The organism is Cedecea neteri NBRC 105707 = ATCC 33855 (assembly GCF_001571265.1).
GTDB classification, from domain to species: domain Bacteria; phylum Pseudomonadota; class Gammaproteobacteria; order Enterobacterales; family Enterobacteriaceae; genus Cedecea; species Cedecea neteri.
Genome location: NZ_BCTL01000007.1, coordinates 119,691 through 143,633, shown reverse-complemented (window position 1 = coordinate 143,633; position 23,943 = coordinate 119,691). Strand labels below are relative to the sequence as shown.

The window sequence follows — 23,943 nt, the reverse complement described above, 5'->3', positions numbered from 1 at the left end:
CCCTATGATTGACACTGCCGAGGTGGACTATTTTTACCCGAGTCGCTAATTTTTGCCGCAAGGTGCTTAACCGCGATGACGTCGTGGTCGAGGAGAGCGAAACTCTCCCGCACATTACTGTTATCCCGCGTGACCAGCACGCTATTTCCCGCAAAGATATCAGTGAAAATGCCCTCAAGGTGCTCTACCGTTTGAACAAAGCAGGCTACGAGGCTTACCTCGTCGGCGGCGGTGTCCGCGATCTGCTGCTGGGCAAAAAACCGAAAGATTTCGACGTCACCACAAGCGCGACGCCAGAACAAGTTCGCAAACTGTTCCGTAACTGCCGCCTGGTAGGCCGCCGTTTCCGCCTGGCTCACGTCATGTTCGGGCCAGAAATCATCGAAGTGGCCACCTTCCGCGGCCATCATGAAGAGCAGCAGTCTGCCGACCGCCAGACCTCACAGCGTGGCCAGAACGGCATGCTGCTACGCGACAACATCTTTGGTTCTATCGAAGAAGATGCCCAGCGTCGTGACTTCACCATCAACAGCCTTTATTACAGCGTGGCCGATTTCTCCGTGCGGGATTACGTCGGCGGCCTGAACGATCTGAACAAAGGTATCATCCGTCTGATTGGCGACCCGGAAACGCGCTACCGCGAAGATCCGGTGCGAATGCTGCGCGCGGTGCGCTTTGCCGCCAAGCTGAACATGACCATCAGCCCGGAAACCGGCGAACCGATTCCCCGCCTCGCAACGCTGCTTAACGATGTGCCACCGGCGCGTTTATTTGAAGAGTCGCTCAAACTCCTGCAGGCCGGATACGGGTTTGAAACCTACCAGCTGCTGCGTGAATATCAGCTGTTCCAGCCGCTGTTCCCGATCATCACCCGCTACTTCACCGAGCAGGGCGACAGTCCGATGGAGCGCATTATTGCGCTGGTGCTGAAGAATACCGATAACCGCATTCACAACGATATGCGCGTGAACCCGGCGTTCCTGTTTGCGGCGATGTTCTGGTATCCGCAGTTGGAAATGGCGCAAAAAATTGCCCAGGAAAGCGGCCTCGCCTACTACGACGCCTTTGCGCTGGCGATGAATGAAGTGCTGGATGAAGCCTGCCGCGCGCTGGCGATTCCAAAACGCATTACTACGCTGGTGCGTGACATCTGGGGCCTGCAGCTTCGCCTGTCACGCCGCCAGGGTAAACGAGCCTGGAAGCTGATGGAGCATCCTAAATTCCGGGCCTCTTACGACCTGCTGGCGCTGCGCGCGGAAGTCGAGAACAACCAGGAACTGCTGCGCCTGACCAAGTGGTGGGGCGAATTCCAGGTGGCTGCGCCGCCAATGCAAAAAGATATGCTGAACGACCTTGGCGATGAGCCTGCAGCTCGCCGCCGTACCCGTCGCCCGCGTAAACGTGCGCCACGCCGCGAAGGTAGTTCATGACCCTCGCGTATATCGCGCTGGGCAGTAATCAGGCGTCGCCGCTGGAGCAGGTTTCATCTGCCCTTGACGCCCTGGCCACCATTCCGCAAAGTCGAATGGTGGCAACATCTTCGTTTTACCGCACTCCCCCGCTAGGCCCACAGGATCAGCCAGATTACCTGAATGCTGCCGTGGTGCTGGATACCGGCCTGTCTGCCGAAGCCCTTCTGGACCATACTCAACGTATTGAACTGGAGCATGGTCGCGTGCGCAAAGAAGAACGCTGGGGGCCGCGGACGTTAGATCTCGATCTTATGCTGTTTGGCGATGAAGTGATGCATACCGAACGCCTGACCGTGCCTCATTACGACATGAAGAACCGCGCGTTTATGCTGGTTCCTCTGCTAGAAATAGCACCGGAATGCCGCTTTCCCGACGGGCAATCTGTTGCCGCGATACTGGCTAACCTCTCCCAGGAGGGTATTACTCGCTGGTAAACAGCGCGCCCGTATCCTGTTCAAACCTTTCTCCGGGGATGATGATGAAACCCACTACCACCTCCACCCTGCGTAAGCTCAAGCAGGACAACAAGAAATTCGCCACCCTAACCGCCTATGATTTTAGCTTCGCTAAGCTGTTTGCTGACGAAGGCGTCGGCGTTTTGCTGGTTGGCGATTCGCTGGGCATGACGGTTCAGGGCCACGACTCTACGCTGCCGGTCACGGTGGAAGACATTGCGTATCACACCCGCGCGGTTCGCCGCGGCGCACCAAACTGCCTGCTGCTGGCCGACCTGCCGTTTATGGCCTACGCCACGCCGGAGCAGGCGTTTGCCAACTCCGCTGAGGTGATGCGTGCCGGCGCTAACATGGTGAAAATCGAAGGCGGACGCTGGCTGGCTGAAACGGTGAAAATGCTGACTGAGCGCGCCGTTCCTGTTTGTGGCCATTTGGGATTAACACCGCAGTCGGTCAATATTTTTGGCGGTTATAAAGTTCAGGGCCGTGACGAACAGGCCGCGCAAACGCTGCTGGACGACGCCCTGGCGCTCGAAGCTGCTGGCGCGCAACTGCTGGTGCTGGAATGCGTTCCCGTCGAGTTGGCTAAGCGCGTAACCGAAGCGCTTTCTATCCCGGTGATTGGCATCGGCGCGGGCAACGTCACGGACGGGCAGATTCTGGTCATGCATGATGCCTTCGGGATAACCGGCGGCCATATTCCTAAGTTTGCGAAGAATTTCCTTGCTGAGACCGGCGATATTCGCGCCGCGGTGCGCCAGTACATGAGTGAAGTCGAATCCGGCAGTTATCCGGGCAACGAACACAGTTTTTACTGACAGGAGAAAGGTTGTGCTGATTATCGAAACGTTACCGCTGCTGCGTCAGCAGATTCGCCGCTGGCGCCAGGAGGGCAAGCGCATCGCTCTGGTGCCTACCATGGGCAACCTGCACGATGGGCACATGACGCTGGTTGAAGAAGCCAAAGCCGTTGCTGATGTGGTCGTGGTCAGTATTTTCGTCAATCCGATGCAGTTTGACAGGCCGGATGATTTGGCCCGCTACCCGCGCACCCTGCAGGAAGATTGCGAAAAACTGAACCGCCGCAAGGTGGATATGGTCTTCGCCCCGGCGCCGGTTGACGTTTACCCTCAGGGCCTCGACACGCAAACTTTTGTGGATGTGCCAGGCATCTCCACCATGCTGGAGGGCGCCAGCCGTCCAGGGCATTTCCGTGGCGTGTCCACCATCGTCAGCAAGCTGTTCAATCTGGTTCAGCCTGACGTTGCCTGCTTTGGCCAGAAGGATTATCAGCAGCTGGCGCTGATCCGCAAAATGGTCGCCGATATGGGTTACGATATTGAGATTATTGGCGTGCCTACCGTACGCGCTAAAGACGGCCTGGCGCTCAGCTCTCGTAATGGTTACCTGACCGCCGACCAGCGTAAAATCGCCCCAGGATTGAGCAAGGTGATGAATAGCCTGGCGGACAAACTGCGCGGCGGCGATCGTGATACCGAAGAGATGCTGATCCTCGCGGCAACCGAACTGAACGAAAAAGGTTTCCGTTCCGATGACCTGCAAATACGCGATGCGGACACTTTGTTGGAGCTGTCAACGGAAAGCAAACGAGCGGTGATCCTGATGGCCGCCTGGCTTGGCCAGGCTCGACTGATTGATAATATCACCGTCGATCTGGCGCAGTAGACAGCCCAAATAAAAAGGGCAATACTGCCTCAAATATTCACGGCGCGGGTGGTATTCGCGCTTTTTAAGCCCAGTAACAAAGGTTCAAGTTTATGATTCGCACCATGCTGCAAGGCAAGTTACACCGCGTCAAAGTGACTCAGGCGGACTTGCATTACGAAGGCTCCTGCGCCATCGATCAGGACTTCCTTGAGGCGGCAGGCATTCTGGAATATGAAGCCATCGACATCTACAACGTCACCAACGGGAAGCGTTTCTCTACCTACGCTATCGCCGGTGAACGCGGCTCTAAAATCATTTCCGTTAACGGCGCGGCGGCACACTGTGCAGACGTCGGCGACATTCTGATTATCGCCAGCTACGTCACCATGCCGGATGAGCAGGCCCGCAGCTGGCAGCCTAAAGTGGCCTACTTTGACGGTGAGAATGAGATGAAGCGTCTCGCGAAAGCCGTGCCGGTTCAGGTCGCATAACCACCGCCCCTCGCCCTCTCCTCACGTAGGAGAGGGTATCGAACACCCCCACTTTAGCTCACATACTCACGACTCAGGCTGATTGGTAATCGTCCTCGACATCGTCTCCAGCGAATCTGTTCTCATAATGTAAAGCCGTTTCAATAAGAACGGGTTGTCGCCTGGTTTCACCTTGCCACGTACCGTCGTGACCGCCATATGGAAACCTGCGTCATTCGCCGCTTTCACCGCGATATCGTTATAACCGCCAAACGGATAGGACAGGTAAAGCACGTGCGGATTGAACTGCGACAGCGCGCGGCGCGAGTGCTCAAAATCAAACAGGATATTGTGGTAGCTACGGCTCAGAAGAATCGGGCGACGATAGTTATCAACGCGATGCAGGAAATGCGTGTGTGACTGAATATCAAACACGCTCTGAATCGCCTCCAGCTCAGAAATACTCATAAACTGTAGAGACTTTGGATTCCACGGCTGTGGATGGCGTTTAATACGTGACGAGATGATGTATGCCGTCGCTTTAAAACCGTACTGTTTAAGAATCGGGAATGCGTAGCGATAGACTGATTTCAGCCCGTCATCAAAGGTAATCACCACCGAGCGAGCCGGGAGGTTCATACGGTTACGCACGTAGCCTTCCAGCTGGTACATCGTCAGCGTGGTGTAACCCATATCACGCAGCCAGGTCATCTGGTTGCTGAACGCGACCACCGAGGTTGTCGTCGACGTATGGCGGAAACGCGTATTTTCTTCATCGCGCAGAATGTGGTGATAGGTCAGAACCGGAATGCCGTTATCCTGCTGCGCGTCCAGGCTGCTGATGTAGCCCAGCCGGTTGCCGATGCGGATTTGGTACCAAGTTTGGTTCAGGCGATCCTTCAGCTTGCCGATGATCGGGTAACGCAGGTTATCTGCCAGCGTGCCAAACACCGCCGACGAGGTTGCCGGCTCGCTATAGATAGCCACGTCGCGGAAGGTGATCAAATTTTGGTTACTCAACGGATTGTTGAGATCGCCCAGTCGGTCTTCCACTCGCTGCTTGCCTTTTACCGGGCCAAGGTGCGCCTTATCGATAAACCCGGTGCCAAAGCCAAAATTAAACTCATAGTAATCTGCGGGCGTCGGCACCACTGCCAGAATCTGGCCCTGACCGATACGACCGACGGAGATTACCTCATCACCGACCTGCGCCCAGATATCGGCATCTTCGGTGGTTTGCATATACTGAGCTGGCGTGTCGTGACTACTGAGCAGGCTAGCCTGGGCAGGCCCGATGCTGATGACCAGCATTACGCAATAAACAAGGCGAGTTAACATGGCAAATTAATCAGTTTTTGTCGGAAAGACGGAAGGAAGTCATTATTTTAGCAAAAGACGGGTGAATACCAACCCGAATAAACAGATACCCTTAATATTTGTGTAGCAATACAAACGGCGGATTCTTTTGCTGCTGATGCCATAGGCTGGTCACCGTATCCCCGCCCTGCTCCACAATTAGCTGCCGAAAGGCTTCGCTGGAGATATTTTCCCGCAGCTCCCGCATCACTAAAAGCAGCGGAAGCGTCACGCCGGAGATGACTTCGCAGTGCTCATGCTTATGGTTCATCAGCGCTGCGGTCCGATACGGCGCCTCGCCGGTTATATCGGTCAGAAAAATGACGCCGTCGCCCGAGTCACAGTGGTGGAGCGCATCGCACATCATCCGGCTTAGCATATTGGTGCTTAATCCTTTCCAGAAATTAACCGCACTGCACTGCGGTTGTGGACCAAAACGCTGTTCGAGGGCATCCAGCATCTTTTGTGCGTAGTCGTCGTGTCCGGCAATGACCCAGCCAAGCATAAAGTCTCTCCTGTTTATGGAGCGACAGTGTGCCAGAATGCTGAATAAGTAGCCTGATGCGTATCAATTTGGCGTAAGAAAAATCCCCCTAAAGAGGGGGATTAAGAAGAGAAAATCAGGTGCGCAGTCCGCGACCGCGCTGGATGAGATACCAGCACAACAGGTAAAACACGACGATAAAGATTGCCAGTACGCCGACGGTAGTCACCAATGGCACATCGGTAATGCCGAGGAAACCAAAACGGAAGCCGCTAATCATGTAGACGATAGGGTTCAGGTGCGAGAGCGCCTGCCAGAATGGTGGCAGCAGAGTCAGGGAGTAAAACACCCCGCCCAGATAGGTCAGCGGCGTCAGCACGAAGGTCGGGATCAGGCTGATATCATCGAACGTTTTGGCAAAGACAGCGTTCAACAGACCGGCCAGCGAGAACAGGATAGCCGTCAGCACCAGCGTCAACGCCACGAACAGCCAGGAATGCACCTGGAACGGGACGAAGAACAGTGACACCGCCGTGACCAGAATACCCACACACAGGCCACGCGCTACGCCACCGCCCACATAGCCCGCAATGATCACGTGCGTGGGTACTGGCGCCACCAGCAGCTCTTCGATATTGCGCTGAAACTTCGCGCTGAAGAACGAGGAAGCGACGTTGGCATAGGCGTTGGTGATCACCGCCATCATGATCAGACCCGGCACGATAAACTGCATGTAGGTGAAGCCATGCATTTCGCCGATACGCGAACCAATCAGGTTGCCGAAGATAATAAAGTACAGGGTCATGGTGATGACCGGCGGAACCAGCGTCTGGATCCAGATACGGGCGAAGCGGTGAACCTCTTTGGTCCAGATGCTTTTCAGCGCCACCCAGTACAGCTGCATCATAACCGATCCCCTTGTTTACCGTTTACCAGCGTCACGAACAGCTCTTCGAGACGGTTAGCTTTGTTACGCATACTCTGCACCTGAATCCCCTGTGCACTTAGCTGGCTGAACACGCTGTTAATCCCCTGTTCACGCAGAACTTCGACCTCTAGCGTGGACGTATCCACCAGTCGATACTGGTAGCCGTCCAGCTTAGGCAATGGGCTTTTAGGGGCCAAATCCAGGATAAAGGTTTCTGATTTCAGTTTGGAAAGCAGTGACTTCATCGAGGTGTTTTCCACCAGCTCACCGCGCTGAATAATGCCGATGTTGCGGCACAGCATTTCGGCTTCTTCCAGATAGTGGGTAGTCAGAATAATGGTGGTGCCTTTGTCGTTGAGATCTTTCAGGAAGCCCCACATAGAACGGCGCAGTTCAATGTCTACGCCTGCGGTAGGTTCGTCCAGAATCAGCAGCTTTGGCTCGTGCATCAGCGCGCGGGCAATCATCAGGCGGCGCTTCATCCCCCCGGATAACATACGCGCACGTTCGTTGCGTTTTTCCCACAGATCGAGCTGTTTTAAGTACTTTTCGCTGCGTGCTATCGCTTCGCTGCGCTCAACGCCGTAGTAACCCGCCTGGTGCACGACTATCTGCTGCACTGTCTCAAACGGGTTGAAGTTGAATTCCTGGGGAACCAGGCCAAGCTGGCGTTTGGCGTTGACCACATCTTTTTGCAGGTCGTAGCCAAACACCCGCACGCGGCCCGAGGTTTTATTCACCAGCGAGCTGATGATACCGATGGTGGTGGATTTGCCCGCACCGTTAGGGCCGAGCAGCGCATAGAAATCGCCCGCCTCAACACGAAGATCTATGCCACGCAGCGCCTGAACGCCACCAGGATAGGTTTTCGTTAACTGTTCCAGTTCCAATGCAATTGTCATGGGTATTCGCTTACCTTATTCGGTACTTGTTTGAAAATTCGTTGAGTTACCCTATATTACCCCATCGCACTTCTCGGGTGACAGGCGTTAACCTCACATGAAAGACATTGATTCCCTTATCAGCAATAATGAACTTTGGTCAAAAATGCTGGTTGAGGAAGACCCGGGTTTCTTCGAAAGACTTGCCCAGGCACAAAAACCCCGCTTTCTCTGGATTGGCTGCTCCGACAGCCGTGTTCCCGCTGAACGCCTTACCGGCCTGGAACCAGGCGAACTCTTCGTTCACCGCAACGTGGCAAACCTGGTTGTTCATACCGACCTGAACTGCCTTTCCGTGGTGCAGTACGCCGTAGACGTGCTTGAAGTTGAGCACATTATTATTTGCGGCCACTACGGCTGCGGCGGCGTGCAGGCTGCGGTAGAGAACCCGGAGCTGGGCTTAATTAACAACTGGCTGCTGCACATTCGCGACCTGTGGTTCAAGCATAGTTCGCTCTTAGGGGAACTGGCACCGGAACAGCGGATGGATACGCTCTGTGAGCTGAACGTCATGGAGCAGGTGTACAACATCGGCCATTCCACCATCATGCAGTCTGCCTGGAAGCGCGGCCAGAAAGTCACGGTTCACGGCTGGGTCTACGGTATTCACGACGGGCGCCTGCGCGACCTTGAAGTAACGGCCACCAGCCGCGAGTCACTCGAGCAAGGTTACCGCAGCGGGATTTCCAACCTGAAAAATACCCACCATAGCCACCGGAATCGCGCAGCTTCGCAGTAATCCCAGCAAAAGTGGATAGCAAAAAGGGCCTTTTAAGGCCCTTTTTTGTTAGCTAGCGACTTTTACTCGTCGAGCATAACCACTTTGCCAACGAACGGCAGGTGGCGATAGCGCTGGGCGTAGTCGATGCCGTAGCCCACCACGAACTCGTCCGGAATAGAGAAGCCAACGTATTCAACGTTAACGTTCACTTCGCGGCGGGTTGGTTTGTCCAGCAGCGTACAAATGGCCAGAGATTTTGGCTCACGCAGGCTCAGGATTTCACGCACTTTGCTCAGGGTGTTGCCGGAGTCAATAATGTCTTCCACGATCAGCACGTCTTTCCCGCGAATGTCTTCATCCAGATCTTTGAGGATCTTCACGTCACGAGTAGTGGACATGCCGCTGCCGTAGCTGGAGGCGGTCATAAAATCGACTTCGTGGGACACCTGCACTTCACGGCACAGATCCGCCATAAACATAAATGAACCGCGCAGCAGACCTACCAGCACCATGTCACTGCCGCTGTCGCGATAGTGTTCGGTGATTTGACGACCCAGTTCAGCAACACGGGCTTTGATCTCCGCTTCCGGGATCATCACTTCAACAGTATGTTTCATATCTCTAACCATATGATTTAAAAACAAATCATTTAATGCTGGTGAACCTACAGCCAACACAAAATATTGAGGCGAGGAGTATACCAGCAAATGGCCCTCACATCCGCACTTCAAAAAAAAGCCATAAATGTGACAACCATCACACTTGTTAATAACTATAATTAAATGCTATCAAACCTTTATGAGTGTGATAATTGTGAATACAAATAAAACCGGATCGCAACTATTTGTGACCCTCTCAGCCCTCTTTGCCGTTCTTTGCGGGCTCTATTTACTCTTTGGCGGGATATGGTTAGTGGCTATCGGCGGGTCGTGGTATTACCCGATCGCCGGCCTGGTGATGCTCGGCGTCGCCTGGCTGCTGTGGAAAAGCAAAGCCTCTGCGCTTTGGCTCTACGCAGCCCTGCTGCTATGTACTATGGCCTGGGGCGTCTGGGAAGTCGGCTTCGACTTCTGGGCGCTGACACCACGCTGCGACGTGCTGGTGTTCTTCGGCGTCTGGCTCCTGCTGCCGTTTGTGTCTCGCCGCCTGGTGATTCCGGCAAGCGGTGCGGCTGCATCGCTGGTGGTTTCTCTGCTGATTACCGCCGTCGTGCTGGTCTGGGCGGGCTTTAACGACCCGCAGGAGATCAACGGTACGCTGCAGTTGGATAACACCACCGCCGCCGCCGAGTCTTCAATTCCTGATGCCGACTGGCCTGCCTATGGCCGGAATCAGGAAGGGCAGCGTTTCTCCCCGCTCAAGCAGATCACCACGCAAAACGTGGGTCAGTTGAAGGAAGCCTGGCGCTTCCAGACCGGCGACGTGAAGCGTGCTACCGACCCTGGTGAAATCACCAACGAAGTCACCCCGATCAAAATCCGCGATATGCTTTACCTGTGTACCGCGCACCAACAACTGTTCGCGCTGGATGCGTCTACCGGGAAAGAGAAGTGGAAGTTTGACCCTCAGTTAAATACCGATCCTTCGTTCCAGCACGTGACCTGCCGGGGCGTTTCTTACCACGAAGCCACAGCGGATAACGCCTCTGCGGACGTTGTGGCCGACTGTCCTCGCCGCATTATTCTGCCGGTGAACGACGGTCGCCTGTTTGCTCTTAATGCCGACACCGGCAAGCTGTGCGAGAGCTTTGCGAACAAAGGCATCCTGAACCTGCAAACCAATCAGCCGGTGACCACGCCGGGGATGTATGAGCCGACTTCACCGCCGATCGTGACCGACAAGGTGATTGTGATTGCCGGCGCGGTGACCGACAACTTCTCTACCCGTGAGCCTTCCGGCGTAATCCGTGGTTTTGACGTTAACACCGGTAAACTGCTGTGGGCGTTTGACCCTGGCGCGAAAGATCCAAACGTTATCCCGGATGACGGGCATCATTACACGCTGAACTCCCCGAACTCGTGGGCTCCAGCGGCTTATGATGCAAAACTGGATCTGGTTTATCTGCCGATGGGCGTGACTACGCCGGACATCTGGGGCGGCAACCGCACGCCTGAGCAGGAACGCTACGCCAGCAGCATTGTGGCGCTGAATGCCACCACCGGTAAGCTGGCCTGGTCCTATCAGACCGTACACCACGACCTGTGGGATATGGACATGCCTGCCCAGCCAACCCTTGCGGATATTACCGACAAGAGCGGCAATAAAGTTCCGGTGGTTTACGCTCCGGCCAAAACCGGCAACATCTTTGTGCTGGATCGCCGCGACGGTAAATTAGTGGTTCCTGCGCCGGAACAACCGGTCCCGCAGGGCGCCGCTAAAGGTGACCATGTTTCCCCTACTCAGCCGTTCTCCGAGCTGACCTTCCGTCCGAAGAAAGATCTGAGCGGCGCGGATATGTGGGGCGCAACCATGTTTGACCAGCTGCTGTGCCGCGTGATGTTCCACAGCATGCGCTATGAAGGCATCTTTACCCCGCCTTCAGAGAAAGGAACGCTGGTCTTCCCGGGTAACCTGGGTATGTTCGAGTGGGGCGGGATTTCCGTTGACCCGAATAACCAGGTCGCGATGACCAACCCGATGGCGCTGCCGTTCGTGTCTAAGCTGATTCCACGTGGCCCTGGCAACCCAATGGAGCCGCCAAAAGACGCCAAGGGTTCAGGCACTGAATCCGGCGTTCAGCCGCAGTACGGCGTGCCTTATGGCGTCACGCTGAACCCGTTCCTGTCGCCGCTCGGCCTGCCGTGTAAACAGCCAGCCTGGGGCTACATCTCCGGCGTTGACCTGAAAACCAACGAGATCGTGTGGAAGAAACGCATTGGTACCGTGGAAGACAGCATGCCGTTCCCAACCGGGATCCCAATGAAATTCCGCATGGGGATGCCGATGCTGGGTGGCCCAATCTCCACCGCCGGTAACGTGATGTTCATTGGCGCAACCGCAGATAACTACCTGCGCGCGTTTGATATGCGTGATGGGAAACAGCTGTGGGAAGCGCGTCTGCCAGCAGGTGGACAGGCTACGCCGATGACGTATGAAGTTAACGGCAAACAGTATGTGGTGATTTCCGCAGGTGGCCACGGATCCTTCGGCACGAAGATGGGGGATTATATTGTGGCGTACGCTCTGCCGGACGACGCGAAGTAACTCATTGCTGTAACGCATAGCGGGTGGCTCAGGCCACCCGCTCTTGCTTTTACGCGACGGTAAAACCGAGCATCATACCGGTATCTTCATGCTCCAGCAGATGACAGTGCGCCATATAGGCCGCTTCCTTCGGTGCGGCATGATCGAACTTCACCAGCACTTCGCTGCGCGCGCCCTCCACCTTCACCGTGTCTTTCCAGCCCTGACGATGTGCCGCTACCGGCCTGCCATTCTCTGACAGAATGCGGAACTGGGTACCGTGAATATGGAACGGGTGCAGCATCATGTCGCCTTCCCCTGAGATAGTCCATTTCTCGTATTTCCCCTTTTGCGCAGCAAACGCTGGAGTTGCCATATCAAAGGCTTTGCCATTGATTTTGTTGGCGTTGTGGAAATCAAACCCATGGCTCATGCCGCCGTGATTCATATTCCCCATACTGCTGTGGTCCATATTTTTCATGTTGCCATGATCCATATTGCCCATAGCACCGTGGCCGGCCATCGACATGCCTGCCATAGCCTGCATGCCGTATTTATCCATCAGCGCCTGCATGCCCATCATGTCGAGCATCGGGTCCATCATCAGCTGTAGCCAGCGTTCGGTCACGCCTTCCAGCGACGGCAGCGCAGGCACATTGACCAGCTTGTCAGGCAACGTGCCAGAGGCAGCGATGATCAGCGGCTGGATATGAACAATCGGCGCCGGCTTATCAAATGGCGTCACGGTCATGCCCATTTGCTTCACCGGCAGGGTGACGATATCAAATGGCTTGCCGTCACGGGTATCTACCAGCACCTCAAACCGTTCCCCCATCAGGATTTCCAGCTCGGTGACTTTCACCGGCTCGGCCAGCAGCCCGCCGTCGCTGGCTATGACGTAAAGCGGGCGATTGTCGCTGGCAGCGATGTTCAGTGAACGAGCATTACAGCCGTTAAGCAAACGCAGGCGCAGCCAGCCGCGCGGGTTGGAATGCTGCGGATAAACGGCACCGTTGCACAATAGCGTATCGCCGAACCAGCCTACGGCCGCGCTCATGACGTCCAGCTGGTAGTCAATCTCGCCGTCTTTACCAAAACGTTTGTCCTGGATAATCAGCGGAATATCATCGATGCCCCACTGCTTCGGCAGCATCAATTGGGCGCTTTCGTTATCTTCAATTAATACGAGGCCCCCAAGTCCCATGGCCACCTGATGCCCGGTTTTGCCATGCTGATGCGGGTGAAACCAGCAGGTCGCCGCGCGCTGCTGCGGCGTAAAGGTCACGCTCCGCTTTCCACCCGCCGCGATAACGCCCTGCGGGCCGCCGTCAACTTCACCGCCGACCTCAAGCCCATGCCAGTGCACCGTGGTTTCTTCTGCCAGGCTATTATGAATATCGACCGTGACGGCTTCCCCTTGCGTTAGTTTTAACGCAGGGCCAAGCAAAGCGCCGTTATAGCCCCAGGTTGTGGCCGATTTCCCGGCAAAAACGCTCTTTCCAGCGTTTACGGTGAGGCGAATGCTATTTTTAGCATCCGGGGCAAGCAAAGGTGGGACAGGCAACGCCGGACGTTCGGCTGCCAGCGCGGTTCGGCTCCAGAGCGGCAGTGCGCTGAAAACCCCCAGCGCCGCGGTATATTTTAAAAAATTACGGCGATGCATAGTCAGTTCCTTTCGTTGGCATACTTGTGGCGAGCATAAACCTTTCCCTAACGGTAAGGTCAAGTTTTAAGCTCATAATAAATATCGTCGACGCCTATTTAACTGTGTTAACGTTTCGTATCTGAGAAAAAGTGGTAGACGTGATGAAGATGGGAGTTAGGGCGTTATTACTGGGCATTTTGCTGGCTTTTTCTACCAGCAGCCTGGCGCTGAGTGAGTCTGAAGCAGAAGATATGGCCGATCTGACTGCGGTATTTGTGTTCTTAAAAAATGATTGTGGCTACCAAAATCTCCCTAACGGCCAGATCCGACGCGCTCTGGTGTTTTTTGCCCAACAAAATCAATGGGATCTCAGCAACTATGATAGCTGGAACATGAAAGCGTTGGGTGAAGACAGCTACAAAGATTTAAGCGGTATTGCCATCCCCACGGCAACAAAATGCAAATCTCTCGCGCGCGATTCCTTAAGCCTGCTGGCCTACGTTAAATAACGTTTCCCGCCGGGGCTAGAATAATGACCGTGTAACCACGGTCACTGGCTCTAAAACCAAACGATGTGGAGCGCTAACGGCTCCACATAGGTTAACGCTGCTGCATAAATTCCCGGTAAGCGTTAACCACCTGCAGGAAGTCCTCTACACCGCAAAAAGAGAGGCTTTCTTCGTCGTAATAGCTCATCCCCTCTTCCATCTCATCGCCGGAGATTTCCAGCTGGTTAGCGCGGACGATGACCTCTTTCTCGTCCAGCCACAGGGTATATTCGTGCCCGGCACGCTGCCACTGACGCTCGCTGCCTTTCACCGAGAGCACGGCCTGCTCGACTTCATCCAGAAGCGCCATATTGCCCTTCACTTCTTCATTAAACCAGTGGCCGACAACCTCATGCCCCATCGACATACGCACTTTCACCACGCCGGTGATGTCACGCAGAAATTCATAGTCCATCGCTGTTTCCTCTACATCGCGGGGGAAATCCTCACCCACGCCTATAGCTTAATTATCGCAGCAAAGTGGGGGGAAAACAGCGTGGCGAGTAGAAGGAGGAGAAATAAAAAAGAGAAACGCAGAGTAGTCTGGTGCCCTCACCCCGGCCCTCTCCCAGAGGGAGAGGGAGAACACGGAGTGAAGGTATTTGGCTTTTAAACGGCGGTCTGGAAGATCACGCCGTCCGCCTTCTCAGTGTACTGAGAAAGCTGGTCAAAGTTCAGGTAGCGGTAGGTATCTACCGCCGTTTTATCAACCTGAGTCATGAAGGTCTGATATTCATCAGGTGTTGGCAGCTTGCCCAGCAGGGAAGAGACTGCCGCCAGCTCTGCGGACGCCAGGAAGACATTCGCCCCGGTGCCCAAACGGTTCGGGAAGTTACGGGTTGAAGTCGATACCACCGTCGCACCATCCGCCACTCGAGCCTGGTTACCCATGCACAGGGAGCAGCCTGGAATTTCGATACGGGCGCCGCTCTTACCGAACACGCTGTAATAACCTTCTTCGGTCAGCTGAGCCGCGTCCATACGGGTTGGCGGAGCCACCCACAGGCGAGTTGGCAGCTGACCTTTGTGGCTGTCCAGCAGCTTACCGGCAGCACGGAAGTGACCGATGTTGGTCATGCAGGAACCGATAAACACTTCGTCAATCTTCTCACCGGCCACGTCGGACAGCAGACGAGCATCATCCGGGTCGTTTGGCGCGCAGAGGATTGGCTCTTTGATATCGTTCAGATCGATGTCGATCACTGCCGCGTATTCTGCGTCTGCGTCGGCTTCCATCAGCTGCGGATCGGCCAGCCATTTTTCCATGCCCTGAATACGGCGCTCAAGCGTACGACGGTCGCCGTAACCTTCGGCAATCATCCACTTCAGCAGCACGATGTTGGAATTCAGATACTCTTCAATTGGCTCGCGATCCAGCTTAATGGTACAACCTGCGGCGGAACGCTCAGCGGAAGCATCGGTCAGCTCAAACGCCTGCTCAACTTTCAGCGTTGGCAGACCTTCGATTTCCAGGATTCGGCCAGAGAAGATGTTTTTCTTACCTTTCTTCTCAACGGTCAGCAGGCCCTGTTTGATAGCGTACAGCGGAATAGCATGCACCAAATCACGCAGGGTAATGCCCGGCTGCATTTTGCCTTTAAAGCGAACCAGCACGGACTCAGGCATATCCAGAGGCATAACGCCGGTCGCCGCGGCAAACGCCACCAGACCAGAACCTGCCGGGAAGGAAATCCCAATTGGGAAACGAGTGTGGGAGTCACCGCCGGTGCCAACGGTATCCGGCAGCAGCATGCGGTTCAGCCATGAGTGAATGACGCCATCGCCCGGACGCAGAGACACGCCGCCACGGTTCATGATGAAGTCAGGCAAAGTATGGTGAGTTGTCACGTCCACCGGCTTTGGATAAGCGGCAGTGTGGCAGAAGGACTGCATCACCAGATCGGCAGAGAAGCCAAGGCAAGCCAGGTCTTTCAGCTCATCACGGGTCATTGGGCCGGTGGTGTCCTGGGAGCCTACGGAAGTCATCTTCGGCTCGCAGTAAGCACCTGGGCGAATACCTTCCACGCCACAGGCGCGGCCAACCATTTTCTGCGCCAGCGAGTAACCACGGGTGCTGGCCGCAACGTCTTTCGCCTGAACGAAGACTTCGCTGTGCGGCAGGCTCAGCGCTTCACGCGCTTTGGTCGTCAGGCCACGGCCGATGATCAGCGGAATACGGCCGCCGGCGCGGACTTCGTCCAGCAGCACGTCGGTTTTCAGTTCAAAGTTGGCGATCATCGCGTTGGTGTCGTGATTACGCACTTCGCCTTTGTACGGGTAAATGTCGATCACATCGCCCATATTCAGATCGTTAACGTCAACTTCGATCGGCAGTGCACCCGCATCTTCCATGGTGTTAAAGAAGATTGGGGCAATTTTGCCGCCCAGCACAACGCCACCGCCGCGCTTGTTTGGCACGTTCGGAATATCGTCACCCATGAACCACAGCACGGAGTTGGTGGCGGATTTACGGGAAGAACCGGTGCCCACAACATCGCCCACGTAGGCCAGAGGGAAACCTTTTTTCTGCAGCGCTTCGATCTGCTTGATCGGGCCAATAGCTCCAGCCTGATCCGGCTCAATGCCTTCGCGGGCATTTTTCAGCATCGCCAGGGCGTGCAGCGGGATGTCCGGGCGGGACCATGCGTCCGGCGCAGGAGACAGGTCATCGGTGTTGGTTTCGCCGGTGACCTTAAAAACGGTAACGGTGATTTTCTCGGCCAGTTTAGGGCGAGACAGGAACCACTCGGCTTCAGACCAGGACTTCAGCACCTGCTGAGCGTAAGTGTTGCCCGCTTTGGCTTTCTCTTCTACGTCGTAGAAGTTATCGAACATCAGCAGCGTGTGGGACAGCGCTTTGGCGGCAATCGGCGCCAGCTTTTCGTTATCCAGCGCGTCAATCAGCGGATGAATGTTGTAGCCACCCTGCATGGTGCCCAGCAGTTCAATGGCTTTTTCAGGGGAGATCAGCGGGGAAGTGGCATCGCCTTTGGCAATGGCAGCAAGGAAACCTGCTTTCACGTAGGCGGCTTCATCAACGCCCGGCGGTACACGGTTAGTAATCAGATCTAACAGGAATGCTTCTTCACCTGCGGGTGGGGTTTTCAGCAGCTCAACCAGTGCGGCCATTTGGGTAGCATCTAAGGGTTTTGGAACAATCCCTTCTGCGGCACGTTCAGCTACGTGCTTACGGTATTCTTCTAGCACGACGGTTCTCCTCGCTCTCATTGTCATTTGGCGCCACCGGATCTCTCTCTTCACGCTCCTGTGAGACAGCAGTTTGTAGGGTAAATGCCCGGTACCGCGTCGGGCAGCATATCAGGATTTTCAGGGGGTGTTAATCTGTTTACAAAAAAGCAACATTAAAACTTTGCTGAATCGTTAAGGGGGAATAGATTACTTTTTGATATGACGTTCAGGCACAAAAAAACCGCCTTTCGGCGGTTCGTTTGCCCTGACAAAGTGGTAGCACACGATGACAGGAGATGTTTTGTGGCAAGCCTCAAACGCTGTCTATTCTGCATTTGAAAATGAATCACGGCAAGATGAATTGTATTTTTTGCGTACAGTCTTATGAAAATTGATGTAACTCACTGCAAACTTAACATGCTGATTTGTTCAAGAGATTATTTACCGTAACGTTACTCTTGGCCTGCTTCGCTGGCGTAGCAGCCAGTCGCCGGGCATGGGTGGCTGGAATATTTCAGACATTACCATTCAGTTCATTTTGAACCTGGGCAATTAAGCTACTGGCCGCTCGCAAGGGCGGCCTTTTACAGGCAAAAAAAACGGCCCCGGAGGGCCGCTTTATCAAACGCTGAAAGTTACTTTTTCTTCGCTTTGGCGTTTGGCAGGTCGGTGATGCTGCCTTCGAATACTTCAGCCGCCAGGCCAACGGATTCGTGCAGCGTCGGGTGAGCGTGGATGGTGAGCGCGATATCTTCTGCGTCACAGCCCATCTCGATAGCCAGACCGATTTCGCCCAGCAGCTCGCCGCCGTTGGTCCCGACAATCGCACCACCGATAACGCGGTGAGTCTCTTTGTCGAAGATAAGCTTGGTCATACCGTCTGCGCAGTCGGAAGCGATAGCACGGCCAGAAGCAGCCCACGGGAAGGTGGCGGTTTCGTAGCTGATGCCTTTCTCTTTCGCTTCTTTCTCGGTCAGGCCAACCCATGCAACTTCTGGCTCGGTGTAAGCGATAGATGGGATCACTTTCGGATCGAAGTAGTGCTTCATCCCGGCGATAACTTCTGCGGCAACGTGGCCTTCGTGAACACCTTTGTGTGCCAGCATTGGCTGACCGACGATGTCGCCGATAGCAAAGATGTGCGGTACGTTGGTACGCAGCTGTTTGTCAACGCGGATAAAGCCACGGTCGTCAACTTCAACGCCGGCTTTGCCTGCATCAAGGTTTTTACCGTTCGGCACGCGGCCGATAGCCACCAGAACCGCGTCGTAACGCTGTGGTTCTGCAGGGGCTTTTTTGCCTTCCATGGAAACGTAGATGCCGTCTTCTTTCGCTTCAACGGCAGTCACTTTGGTTTCCAGCATCAGGTTGAATTTCTTGCTGATGCGTTTGGTGAAGACCTTAACGATGTCTTTGTCTGCAGCCGGGATAACCTGGTCAAACATTTCAACCACGTCAATGTCTGAACCCAGCGCATGGTATACGGTGCCCATTTCCAGACCGATGATACCGCCGCCCATTACCAGCAGGCGTTTAGGTACGGATTTCAGCTCCAGCGCATCTGTGGAATCCCACACGCGTGGATCTTCATGAGGAATGAACGGCAGCTCGATCGGACGGGAACCCGCCGCGATGATAGCGTTGTCGAAGTTGATCACGGTTTTACCGTTTTCGCCTTCCACTTCCAGGGTGTTAGCCCCGGTGAATTTACCCAGACCGTTTACCACTTTCACTTTACGGCCTTTGGCCATACCCGCCAGGCCGCCGGTCAGCTGAGTGATAACTTTTTCTTTCCAGGTACGAATTTTGTCGATATCGGTTTTCGGCTCACCGAAAACGATGCCGTGTTCGGCCAGTGCTTTTGCTTCTTCGATAACTTTAGCAACGTGCAGCAGCGCTTTAGAAGGGATACAGCCGACGTTCAGACAGACACCACCGAGGGTGCTGTAACGCTCTACGATGACGGTTTCCAGACCTAAATCCGCGGCGCGGAATGCTGCGGAGTAACCTGCTGGGCCTGCCCCAAGTACTACGACCTGAGTTTTGATTTCTGTGCTCATCATGACCTCTTAATTTATACCCGTCGTCCACCGGGTCGTTCTATCCGCCCGCAGTTTACAAAATTGTTAACAATTTTGAAACAACAAACGGCTCACGAATTGTCGCTTTCGCCAATAACCTCACAAACCACATGAGATTATCAGAAAAAAGCCGGCCGATTGGCCGGCTTTTCAATTACATCACCAGGCGGCGAATATCAGACAGCATATTGTTGATGATGGTGATAAAGCGTGCACCATCAGCGCCGTCGATTACGCGGTGGTCAAAGGAAAGAGACATCGGCATCATCAGACGCGGCGTGAACTCTTTACCGTTCCAGACCGGTTCCATCGCAGACTTGGAGACACCCAGGATAGCCACTTCTGGCGCGTTAACAATCGGCGCGAAGTGAGTTGTCCCGATACCGCCCAGGCTGGAGATGGTGAAGCAGCCGCCCTGCATTTCGCCAGCGGTCAGCTTGCCGTCGCGAGCTTTTTTGGAGATAGCCATCAGTTCGCGAGACAGCTCGGTGATGCTCTTCTTGTTCACGTCTTTGAAGACCGGAACAACCAGACCATTCGGGGTATCAACCGCCACACCGATGTTGATGTATTTTTTCAGCGTCAGCTTCTGGCCATCTTCGGACAGAGAGCTGTTGAAGCGAGGCATCTGCTCCAGCGCGGCAGCAACGGCTTTCATGATGAACACCACAGGGGTGAACTTCACATCCAGCTTACGCTTAGCGGCTTCGTCGTTCTGCTGCTTACGGAATGCTTCCAGATCGGTGATATCAGTTTTGTCGAAGTGGGTAACGTGCGGGATCATCACCCAGTTACGGCTCAGGTTAGCACCAGAGATTTTCTGGATGCGGCCCATTTCCACTTCTTCGATTTCGCCGAACTTGCTGAAGTCTACTTTCGGCCATGGCAGCATGCCCGGCAGACCGCCGCCGGTTGCAGCCGGAGCTGCTTCAGCGCGCTTAACAGCGTCTTTCACGTAAGCCTGAACGTCTTCGCGCAGGATACGACCTTTACGGCCGGTACCTTTCACTTTCGCCAGGTTAACGCCGAACTCACGAGCCAGACGACGGATCAGCGGAGTCGCATGAACGTACGCGTCGTTTTCAGCGAATTCAGATTTACCTTCTGCTTTAGCAGCTGGCGCCGCGGCTTTTGCAGCCGGGGCTGGTGCCGCAGCGGCTGGAGCTGGTGCAGCAGCCGGGGCCGCAGCAGGCGCAGCGCCTTCCACTTCGAAGACCATGATCAGGGAGCCGGTAGACACTTTGTCGCCGGTGCTGATTTTAATTTCTTTCACGGTACCGGCGAATGGCGCAGGCACTTCCATGGAAGCTTTGTCGCCTTCAACGGTGATCAGTGACTGCTCTGCGGCAACTTTGTCGCCCACTTTGACCATCACTTCAGTGACTTCAACTTCGTCACCGCCGATGTCCGGGACGTTAACTTCTTTAGATCCGGAAGCCGCAGGTGCTGCGTCAGCGGCCGGAGCCTGTGCCGGAGCGGCAGCAGGTGCAGCACCCGCCACTTCGAAGACCATGATCAGAGAGCCGGTGGACACTTTGTCGCCGGTGCTGATTTTGATCTCTTTAACCACGCCCGCGAACGGAGCAGGGACTTCCATAGAAGCTTTGTCGCCTTCTACGGTGATCAGAGACTGTTCAGCGGCAACGGTGTCGCCCACTTTCACCATGATCTCGGTAACTTCTACTTCGTCACCGCCGATGTCCGGCACGTTAACTTCTTTTGCAGCAGCGGCAGCAGGTGCTGCGGCCGGCGCGGCTTCTTTCTTCTCTTCTGCCTTAGCAGGTGCAGCGGCTGCTGCACCTTCGGCGGAATCGAAAATCATGATCAGTTTGCCGGTCTCGGTTTTGTCGCCGACAGAGACTTTGATCTCTTTCACGACGCCAGCCTGTGGAGACGGAACTTCCATAGAGGCTTTGTCGCCTTCTACAGTGATCAGCGACTGTTCAGCTTCAACTTTGTCGCCAACTTTGACCAGAATCTCGGTGATTTCAACTTCATCAGCGCCGATGTCTGGTACTTTGATTTCGATAGCCATTGTCTCTTTACCTCTTACGCCAGACGCGGGTTAACTTTTTCTGCATCGATGTTGAATTTGATAATTGCGTCTGCAACCACTTTCTTATCGATTTCGCCACGTTTAGCCAGTTCGCCCAGGGCTGCTACGACCACGTAAGAAGCATCAACTTCGAAGTGGTGACGCAGGTTTTCGCGGCTGTCAGAACGACCGAAACCGTCGGTGCCCAGTACGCGATAATCATCAGCTGGTACGTAAGTACGAACCTGCTCGGCGAACAGTTTCATATAGTCAGTAGAAGCTACCGCTGGAGCGTCGTTCATCACCTGAGCGATGTAAGGAACGCGCGGAGTTTCCATTGGGTGCAGCATGTTCCAGCGCTCACAATCCTGGCCATCACGAGCCAGTTCGGTGAAGGAAGTTACGCTGTACACGTCAGAGCCCACGCCGTAGTCGTTCGCCAGGATCTGTGCTGCTTCACGCACGTGACGCAGGATAGAACCGGAGCCCAGCAGCTGAACTTTACCTTTGCTACCTGCAACGGTTTCGAGTTTGTAGATACCTTTACGGATACCTTCCTCGGCACCTGCTGGCATAGCCGGCATGTGGTAGTTTTCGTTCAGGGTGGTGATGTAGTAGTAAATGTTCTCTTGTGCTTCACCGTACATACGGGTCAGACCGTCGTGCATGATGACAGCCACTTCGTACGCGTAAGACGGGTCGTAAGAGATACAGTTAGGGATAGTCAGAGACTGAATGTGGCTGTGGCCATCTTCGTGCTGCAGACCTTCACCGTTCAGGGTCGTACGACCGGAAGTACCACCTACCAGGAAGCCGCGAGCCTGTTGGTCGCCAGCCTGCCAGCACAGGTCACCGATACGCTGGAAACCGAACATGGAGTAGTAGATGTAGAACGGAATCATCGGCAGGTTGTTGGTGCTGTAAGAGGTCGCAGCAGCCAGCCAGGATGCGCCTGCACCCAGTTCGTTGATCCCTTCCTGCAGAATCTGACCTTTCTCGTCTTCTTTATAGTAAGCAACCTGCTCACGGTCCTGCGGAGTGTACTGCTGACCGTTCGGGCTGTAGATACCAATCTGACGGAACAGACCTTCCATACCAAAGGTACGCGCTTCATCGGCGATGATTGGAACCAGACGGTCTTTGATAGACGGGTTCTTCAGCATCACGTTCAGGGCACGAACGAAGGCGATGGTGGTGGAGATCTCTTTATTCTGCTCTTCCAGCAGCTGAGAGAAGTCTTCCAGCGCAGGCAGTTCCAGTTTTTCAGAGAAGTTTGGCTGACGAGCAGGCAGGTAGCCTTTCAGCGCCTGACGACGTTCGTGCAGGTACTTGTGCTCTTCAGTGCCTTCAGGGAAGGTGATGTAAGACAGGTTTTCTACCTGCTCATCGGTCACTGGCACGTTGAAACGGTCGCGGATGTAACGCACACCGTCCATGTTCATTTTCTTCACCTGGTGAGCGATGTTTTTACCTTCTGCGGTATCGCCCATGCCGTAACCTTTGATGGTGTGGGCCAGGATAACGGTCGCTTTACCTTTGGTTTCCTGCGCTTTCTTCAGTGCAGCGTAGACTTTCTTCGGATCGTGACCACCGCGGTTCAGGGCCCAGATCTGCTCATCAGTCCAGTCTGCAACCAGCGCTGCGGTTTCAGGGTATTTGCCGAAGAAGTGCTCACGAACGTAAGCACCGTCTTTGGATTTGAAGGTCTGGTAGTCACCGTCAACGGTTTCGTTCATCAGTTGGATCAGTTTACCGCTGGTATCTTTACGCAGCAGCTCATCCCAACGACCGCCCCACATCACTTTGATAACGTTCCAGCCAGCACCGCTGAAGATGCCTTCCAGTTCGTTGATGATCTTGCCGTTACCGGTGACCGGACCATCCAGACGCTGCAGGTTACAGTTGATGATGAAGCACAGGTTGTCCAGCTTCTCACGGGTCGCGATGGTGATCGCACCTTTAGATTCTGGCTCATCCATTTCACCGTCGCCCAGGAAGGCGTATACGGTTTGCTCAGAGGTATCTTTCAGGCCACGGTGTTCCAGATATTTCAGGAATTTAGCCTGGTAGATCGCACCGATTGGGCCCAGACCCATAGAAACGGTCGGGAACTGCCAGAATTCTGGCATCAGTTTAGGGTGCGGATAAGAAGACAGACCTTTACCATGAACTTCCTGACGGAAATTGTTCATTTGCTCTTCGGTCAGGCGGCCTTCAAGGAAAGCACGTGCGTAGATACCCGGAGAGATGTGGCCCTGGAAGTACACCAGATCGCCGCCGTCTTTCTCGTTGGCTGCACGGAAGAAGTGGTTGAAGCACACTTCGTAAACGGTCGCAGAAGACTGGAAGGATGCCATGTGGCCGCCCAGTTCCAGATCTTTCTTGGATGCACGCAGAACGGTCATGATGGCGTTCCAGCGGATAGCAGAACGAATACGGCGTTCCAGATCCAGATTGCCCGGGTATTCCGGTTCGTCTTCAACGGCAATGGTGTTCACATAGTTGCGAGCACCTGCAGAAGCAGCGACTTTCACGCCGCCTTTGCTGGCTTCGGACAGCAGCTGATCAATCAGATACTGTGCACGCTCAACACCTTCTTCACGGATAACCGATTCGATCGCCTGTAGCCAGTCGCGAGTTTCAATCGGATCCACGTCATTTGGGAAACGTTCTGACATGGGGGGTATTCCTTATCTGTCTAATACGTTGATTATCTGGAACCTGTCCCATTGTATTTTCGCGAGAAAACACAATAAGACAGGTTCTG

At 54.6% G+C, this 23,943-nt stretch carries 19 protein-coding genes; 8 read left to right on the top strand and 11 right to left on the bottom strand.

Going from position 1 to position 23,943, the window contains the following annotated elements:
* Nucleotides 1-29: 29 nt before the first annotated feature.
* From pcnB to panD, 5 genes are all read left to right on the top strand, one after another.
* On the top strand, nt 30-1,430 hold the full coding sequence (pcnB, locus tag CNE01S_RS04085; RefSeq protein WP_217495806.1) for a polynucleotide adenylyltransferase PcnB: 1,401 nt from the start codon (nt 30-32) through the stop codon (nt 1,428-1,430).
* On the top strand, nt 1,427-1,906 hold the full coding sequence (folK, locus tag CNE01S_RS04080; RefSeq protein WP_061273665.1) for a 2-amino-4-hydroxy-6-hydroxymethyldihydropteridine diphosphokinase: 480 nt from the start codon (nt 1,427-1,429) through the stop codon (nt 1,904-1,906). Before pcnB ends, folK begins: the two co-directional genes overlap by 4 nt.
* A 44-nt stretch (nt 1,907-1,950) precedes the next feature.
* Complete coding sequence (gene panB, locus CNE01S_RS04075; protein WP_061273663.1) at nt 1,951-2,745, top strand: 3-methyl-2-oxobutanoate hydroxymethyltransferase; 795 nt, start codon at nt 1,951-1,953, stop codon at nt 2,743-2,745.
* Nucleotides 2,746-2,758: 13 nt separating this feature from the next.
* Nucleotides 2,759-3,613 (top strand): pantoate--beta-alanine ligase, encoded by an 855-nt coding sequence (gene panC / locus CNE01S_RS04070; RefSeq protein ID WP_061273661.1) that lies wholly within the window; start codon nt 2,759-2,761, stop codon nt 3,611-3,613.
* Nucleotides 3,614-3,705: 92 nt separating this feature from the next.
* Nucleotides 3,706-4,086, top strand: a complete 381-nt coding sequence (gene panD / locus CNE01S_RS04065) for an aspartate 1-decarboxylase (RefSeq protein WP_008461846.1) — start codon at nt 3,706-3,708, stop codon at nt 4,084-4,086.
* Nucleotides 4,087-4,152: 66 nt separating this feature from the next.
* On the opposite strand, the gene CNE01S_RS04060 is transcribed toward panD, so the two are convergent.
* The 4 genes from CNE01S_RS04060 to CNE01S_RS04045 form a co-directional block, all read right to left on the bottom strand.
* Nucleotides 4,153-5,403: a polysaccharide deacetylase family protein gene (locus CNE01S_RS04060; RefSeq protein WP_061273660.1), complete on the bottom strand. Its 1,251-nt coding sequence runs from the start codon at nt 5,401-5,403 to the stop codon at nt 4,153-4,155.
* 91 nt (nt 5,404-5,494) lie between these two features.
* Nucleotides 5,495-5,926: a PTS sugar transporter subunit IIA gene (locus CNE01S_RS04055; protein ID WP_061273658.1), complete on the bottom strand. Its 432-nt coding sequence runs from the start codon at nt 5,924-5,926 to the stop codon at nt 5,495-5,497.
* Nucleotides 5,927-6,041: 115 nt separating this feature from the next.
* Entirely contained in the window at nt 6,042-6,812 is a 771-nt protein-coding gene (locus CNE01S_RS04050; protein ID WP_008461840.1) for an ABC transporter permease, read from the bottom strand.
* The gene (locus tag CNE01S_RS04045; protein ID WP_061273657.1) at nt 6,809-7,735 is read right to left on the bottom strand and encodes an ABC transporter ATP-binding protein; all 927 of its coding nucleotides are present in this window, start codon (nt 7,733-7,735) and stop codon (nt 6,809-6,811) included. Before CNE01S_RS04045 ends, CNE01S_RS04050 begins: the two co-directional genes overlap by 4 nt.
* A 97-nt stretch (nt 7,736-7,832) precedes the next feature.
* Between CNE01S_RS04045 and can the strand changes: the two genes are divergently transcribed.
* A complete protein-coding gene (gene can, locus CNE01S_RS04040) occupies nt 7,833-8,513 on the top strand; it encodes a carbonate dehydratase (RefSeq protein ID WP_038475498.1) in 681 nt (226 codons plus the stop codon).
* 62 nt (nt 8,514-8,575) lie between these two features.
* Here the strand turns inward: can and hpt are convergent, their stop codons facing one another.
* Complete coding sequence (hpt, locus tag CNE01S_RS04035) at nt 8,576-9,112, bottom strand: hypoxanthine phosphoribosyltransferase (RefSeq protein ID WP_008461837.1); 537 nt, start codon at nt 9,110-9,112, stop codon at nt 8,576-8,578.
* Between the two features lie 181 nt (nt 9,113-9,293).
* Here hpt and CNE01S_RS04030 point away from each other — a divergent pair, with 181 nt between their 5' ends.
* Nucleotides 9,294-11,699, top strand: a complete 2,406-nt coding sequence (locus tag CNE01S_RS04030; RefSeq protein ID WP_061273655.1) for a glucose/quinate/shikimate family membrane-bound PQQ-dependent dehydrogenase — start codon at nt 9,294-9,296, stop codon at nt 11,697-11,699.
* Nucleotides 11,700-11,748: 49 nt separating this feature from the next.
* Here CNE01S_RS04030 and cueO read toward each other — a convergent pair whose 3' ends face one another.
* Nucleotides 11,749-13,341, bottom strand: a complete 1,593-nt coding sequence (gene cueO, locus CNE01S_RS04025; RefSeq protein ID WP_061273653.1) for a multicopper oxidase CueO — start codon at nt 13,339-13,341, stop codon at nt 11,749-11,751.
* 143 nt (nt 13,342-13,484) lie between these two features.
* On the opposite strand from cueO, the gene CNE01S_RS04020 reads away from it, so the two are divergent.
* Nucleotides 13,485-13,832, top strand: a complete 348-nt coding sequence (locus CNE01S_RS04020) for a YacC family pilotin-like protein (RefSeq protein ID WP_008461833.1) — start codon at nt 13,485-13,487, stop codon at nt 13,830-13,832.
* Between the two features lie 91 nt (nt 13,833-13,923).
* Here the strand turns inward: CNE01S_RS04020 and yacL are convergent, their stop codons facing one another.
* The 5 genes from yacL to aceE form a co-directional block, all read right to left on the bottom strand.
* Nucleotides 13,924-14,286 (bottom strand): protein YacL, encoded by a 363-nt coding sequence (gene yacL / locus CNE01S_RS04015; protein ID WP_061273651.1) that lies wholly within the window; start codon nt 14,284-14,286, stop codon nt 13,924-13,926.
* A 194-nt stretch (nt 14,287-14,480) separates the two neighbouring features.
* Nucleotides 14,481-17,078: a bifunctional aconitate hydratase 2/2-methylisocitrate dehydratase gene (acnB, locus tag CNE01S_RS04010; RefSeq protein WP_096754157.1), complete on the bottom strand. Its 2,598-nt coding sequence runs from the start codon at nt 17,076-17,078 to the stop codon at nt 14,481-14,483.
* Between the two features lie 617 nt (nt 17,079-17,695).
* On the bottom strand, nt 17,696-19,120 hold the full coding sequence (lpdA, locus tag CNE01S_RS04005; RefSeq protein WP_008461828.1) for a dihydrolipoyl dehydrogenase: 1,425 nt from the start codon (nt 19,118-19,120) through the stop codon (nt 17,696-17,698).
* A 175-nt stretch (nt 19,121-19,295) separates the two neighbouring features.
* Entirely contained in the window at nt 19,296-21,176 is a 1,881-nt protein-coding gene (gene aceF, locus CNE01S_RS04000; RefSeq protein ID WP_061273644.1) for a pyruvate dehydrogenase complex dihydrolipoyllysine-residue acetyltransferase, read from the bottom strand.
* 14 nt (nt 21,177-21,190) lie between these two features.
* Complete coding sequence (gene aceE / locus CNE01S_RS03995; protein WP_061273643.1) at nt 21,191-23,854, bottom strand: pyruvate dehydrogenase (acetyl-transferring), homodimeric type; 2,664 nt, start codon at nt 23,852-23,854, stop codon at nt 21,191-21,193.
* Between the last annotated feature and the right edge of the window lie 89 nt (nt 23,855-23,943).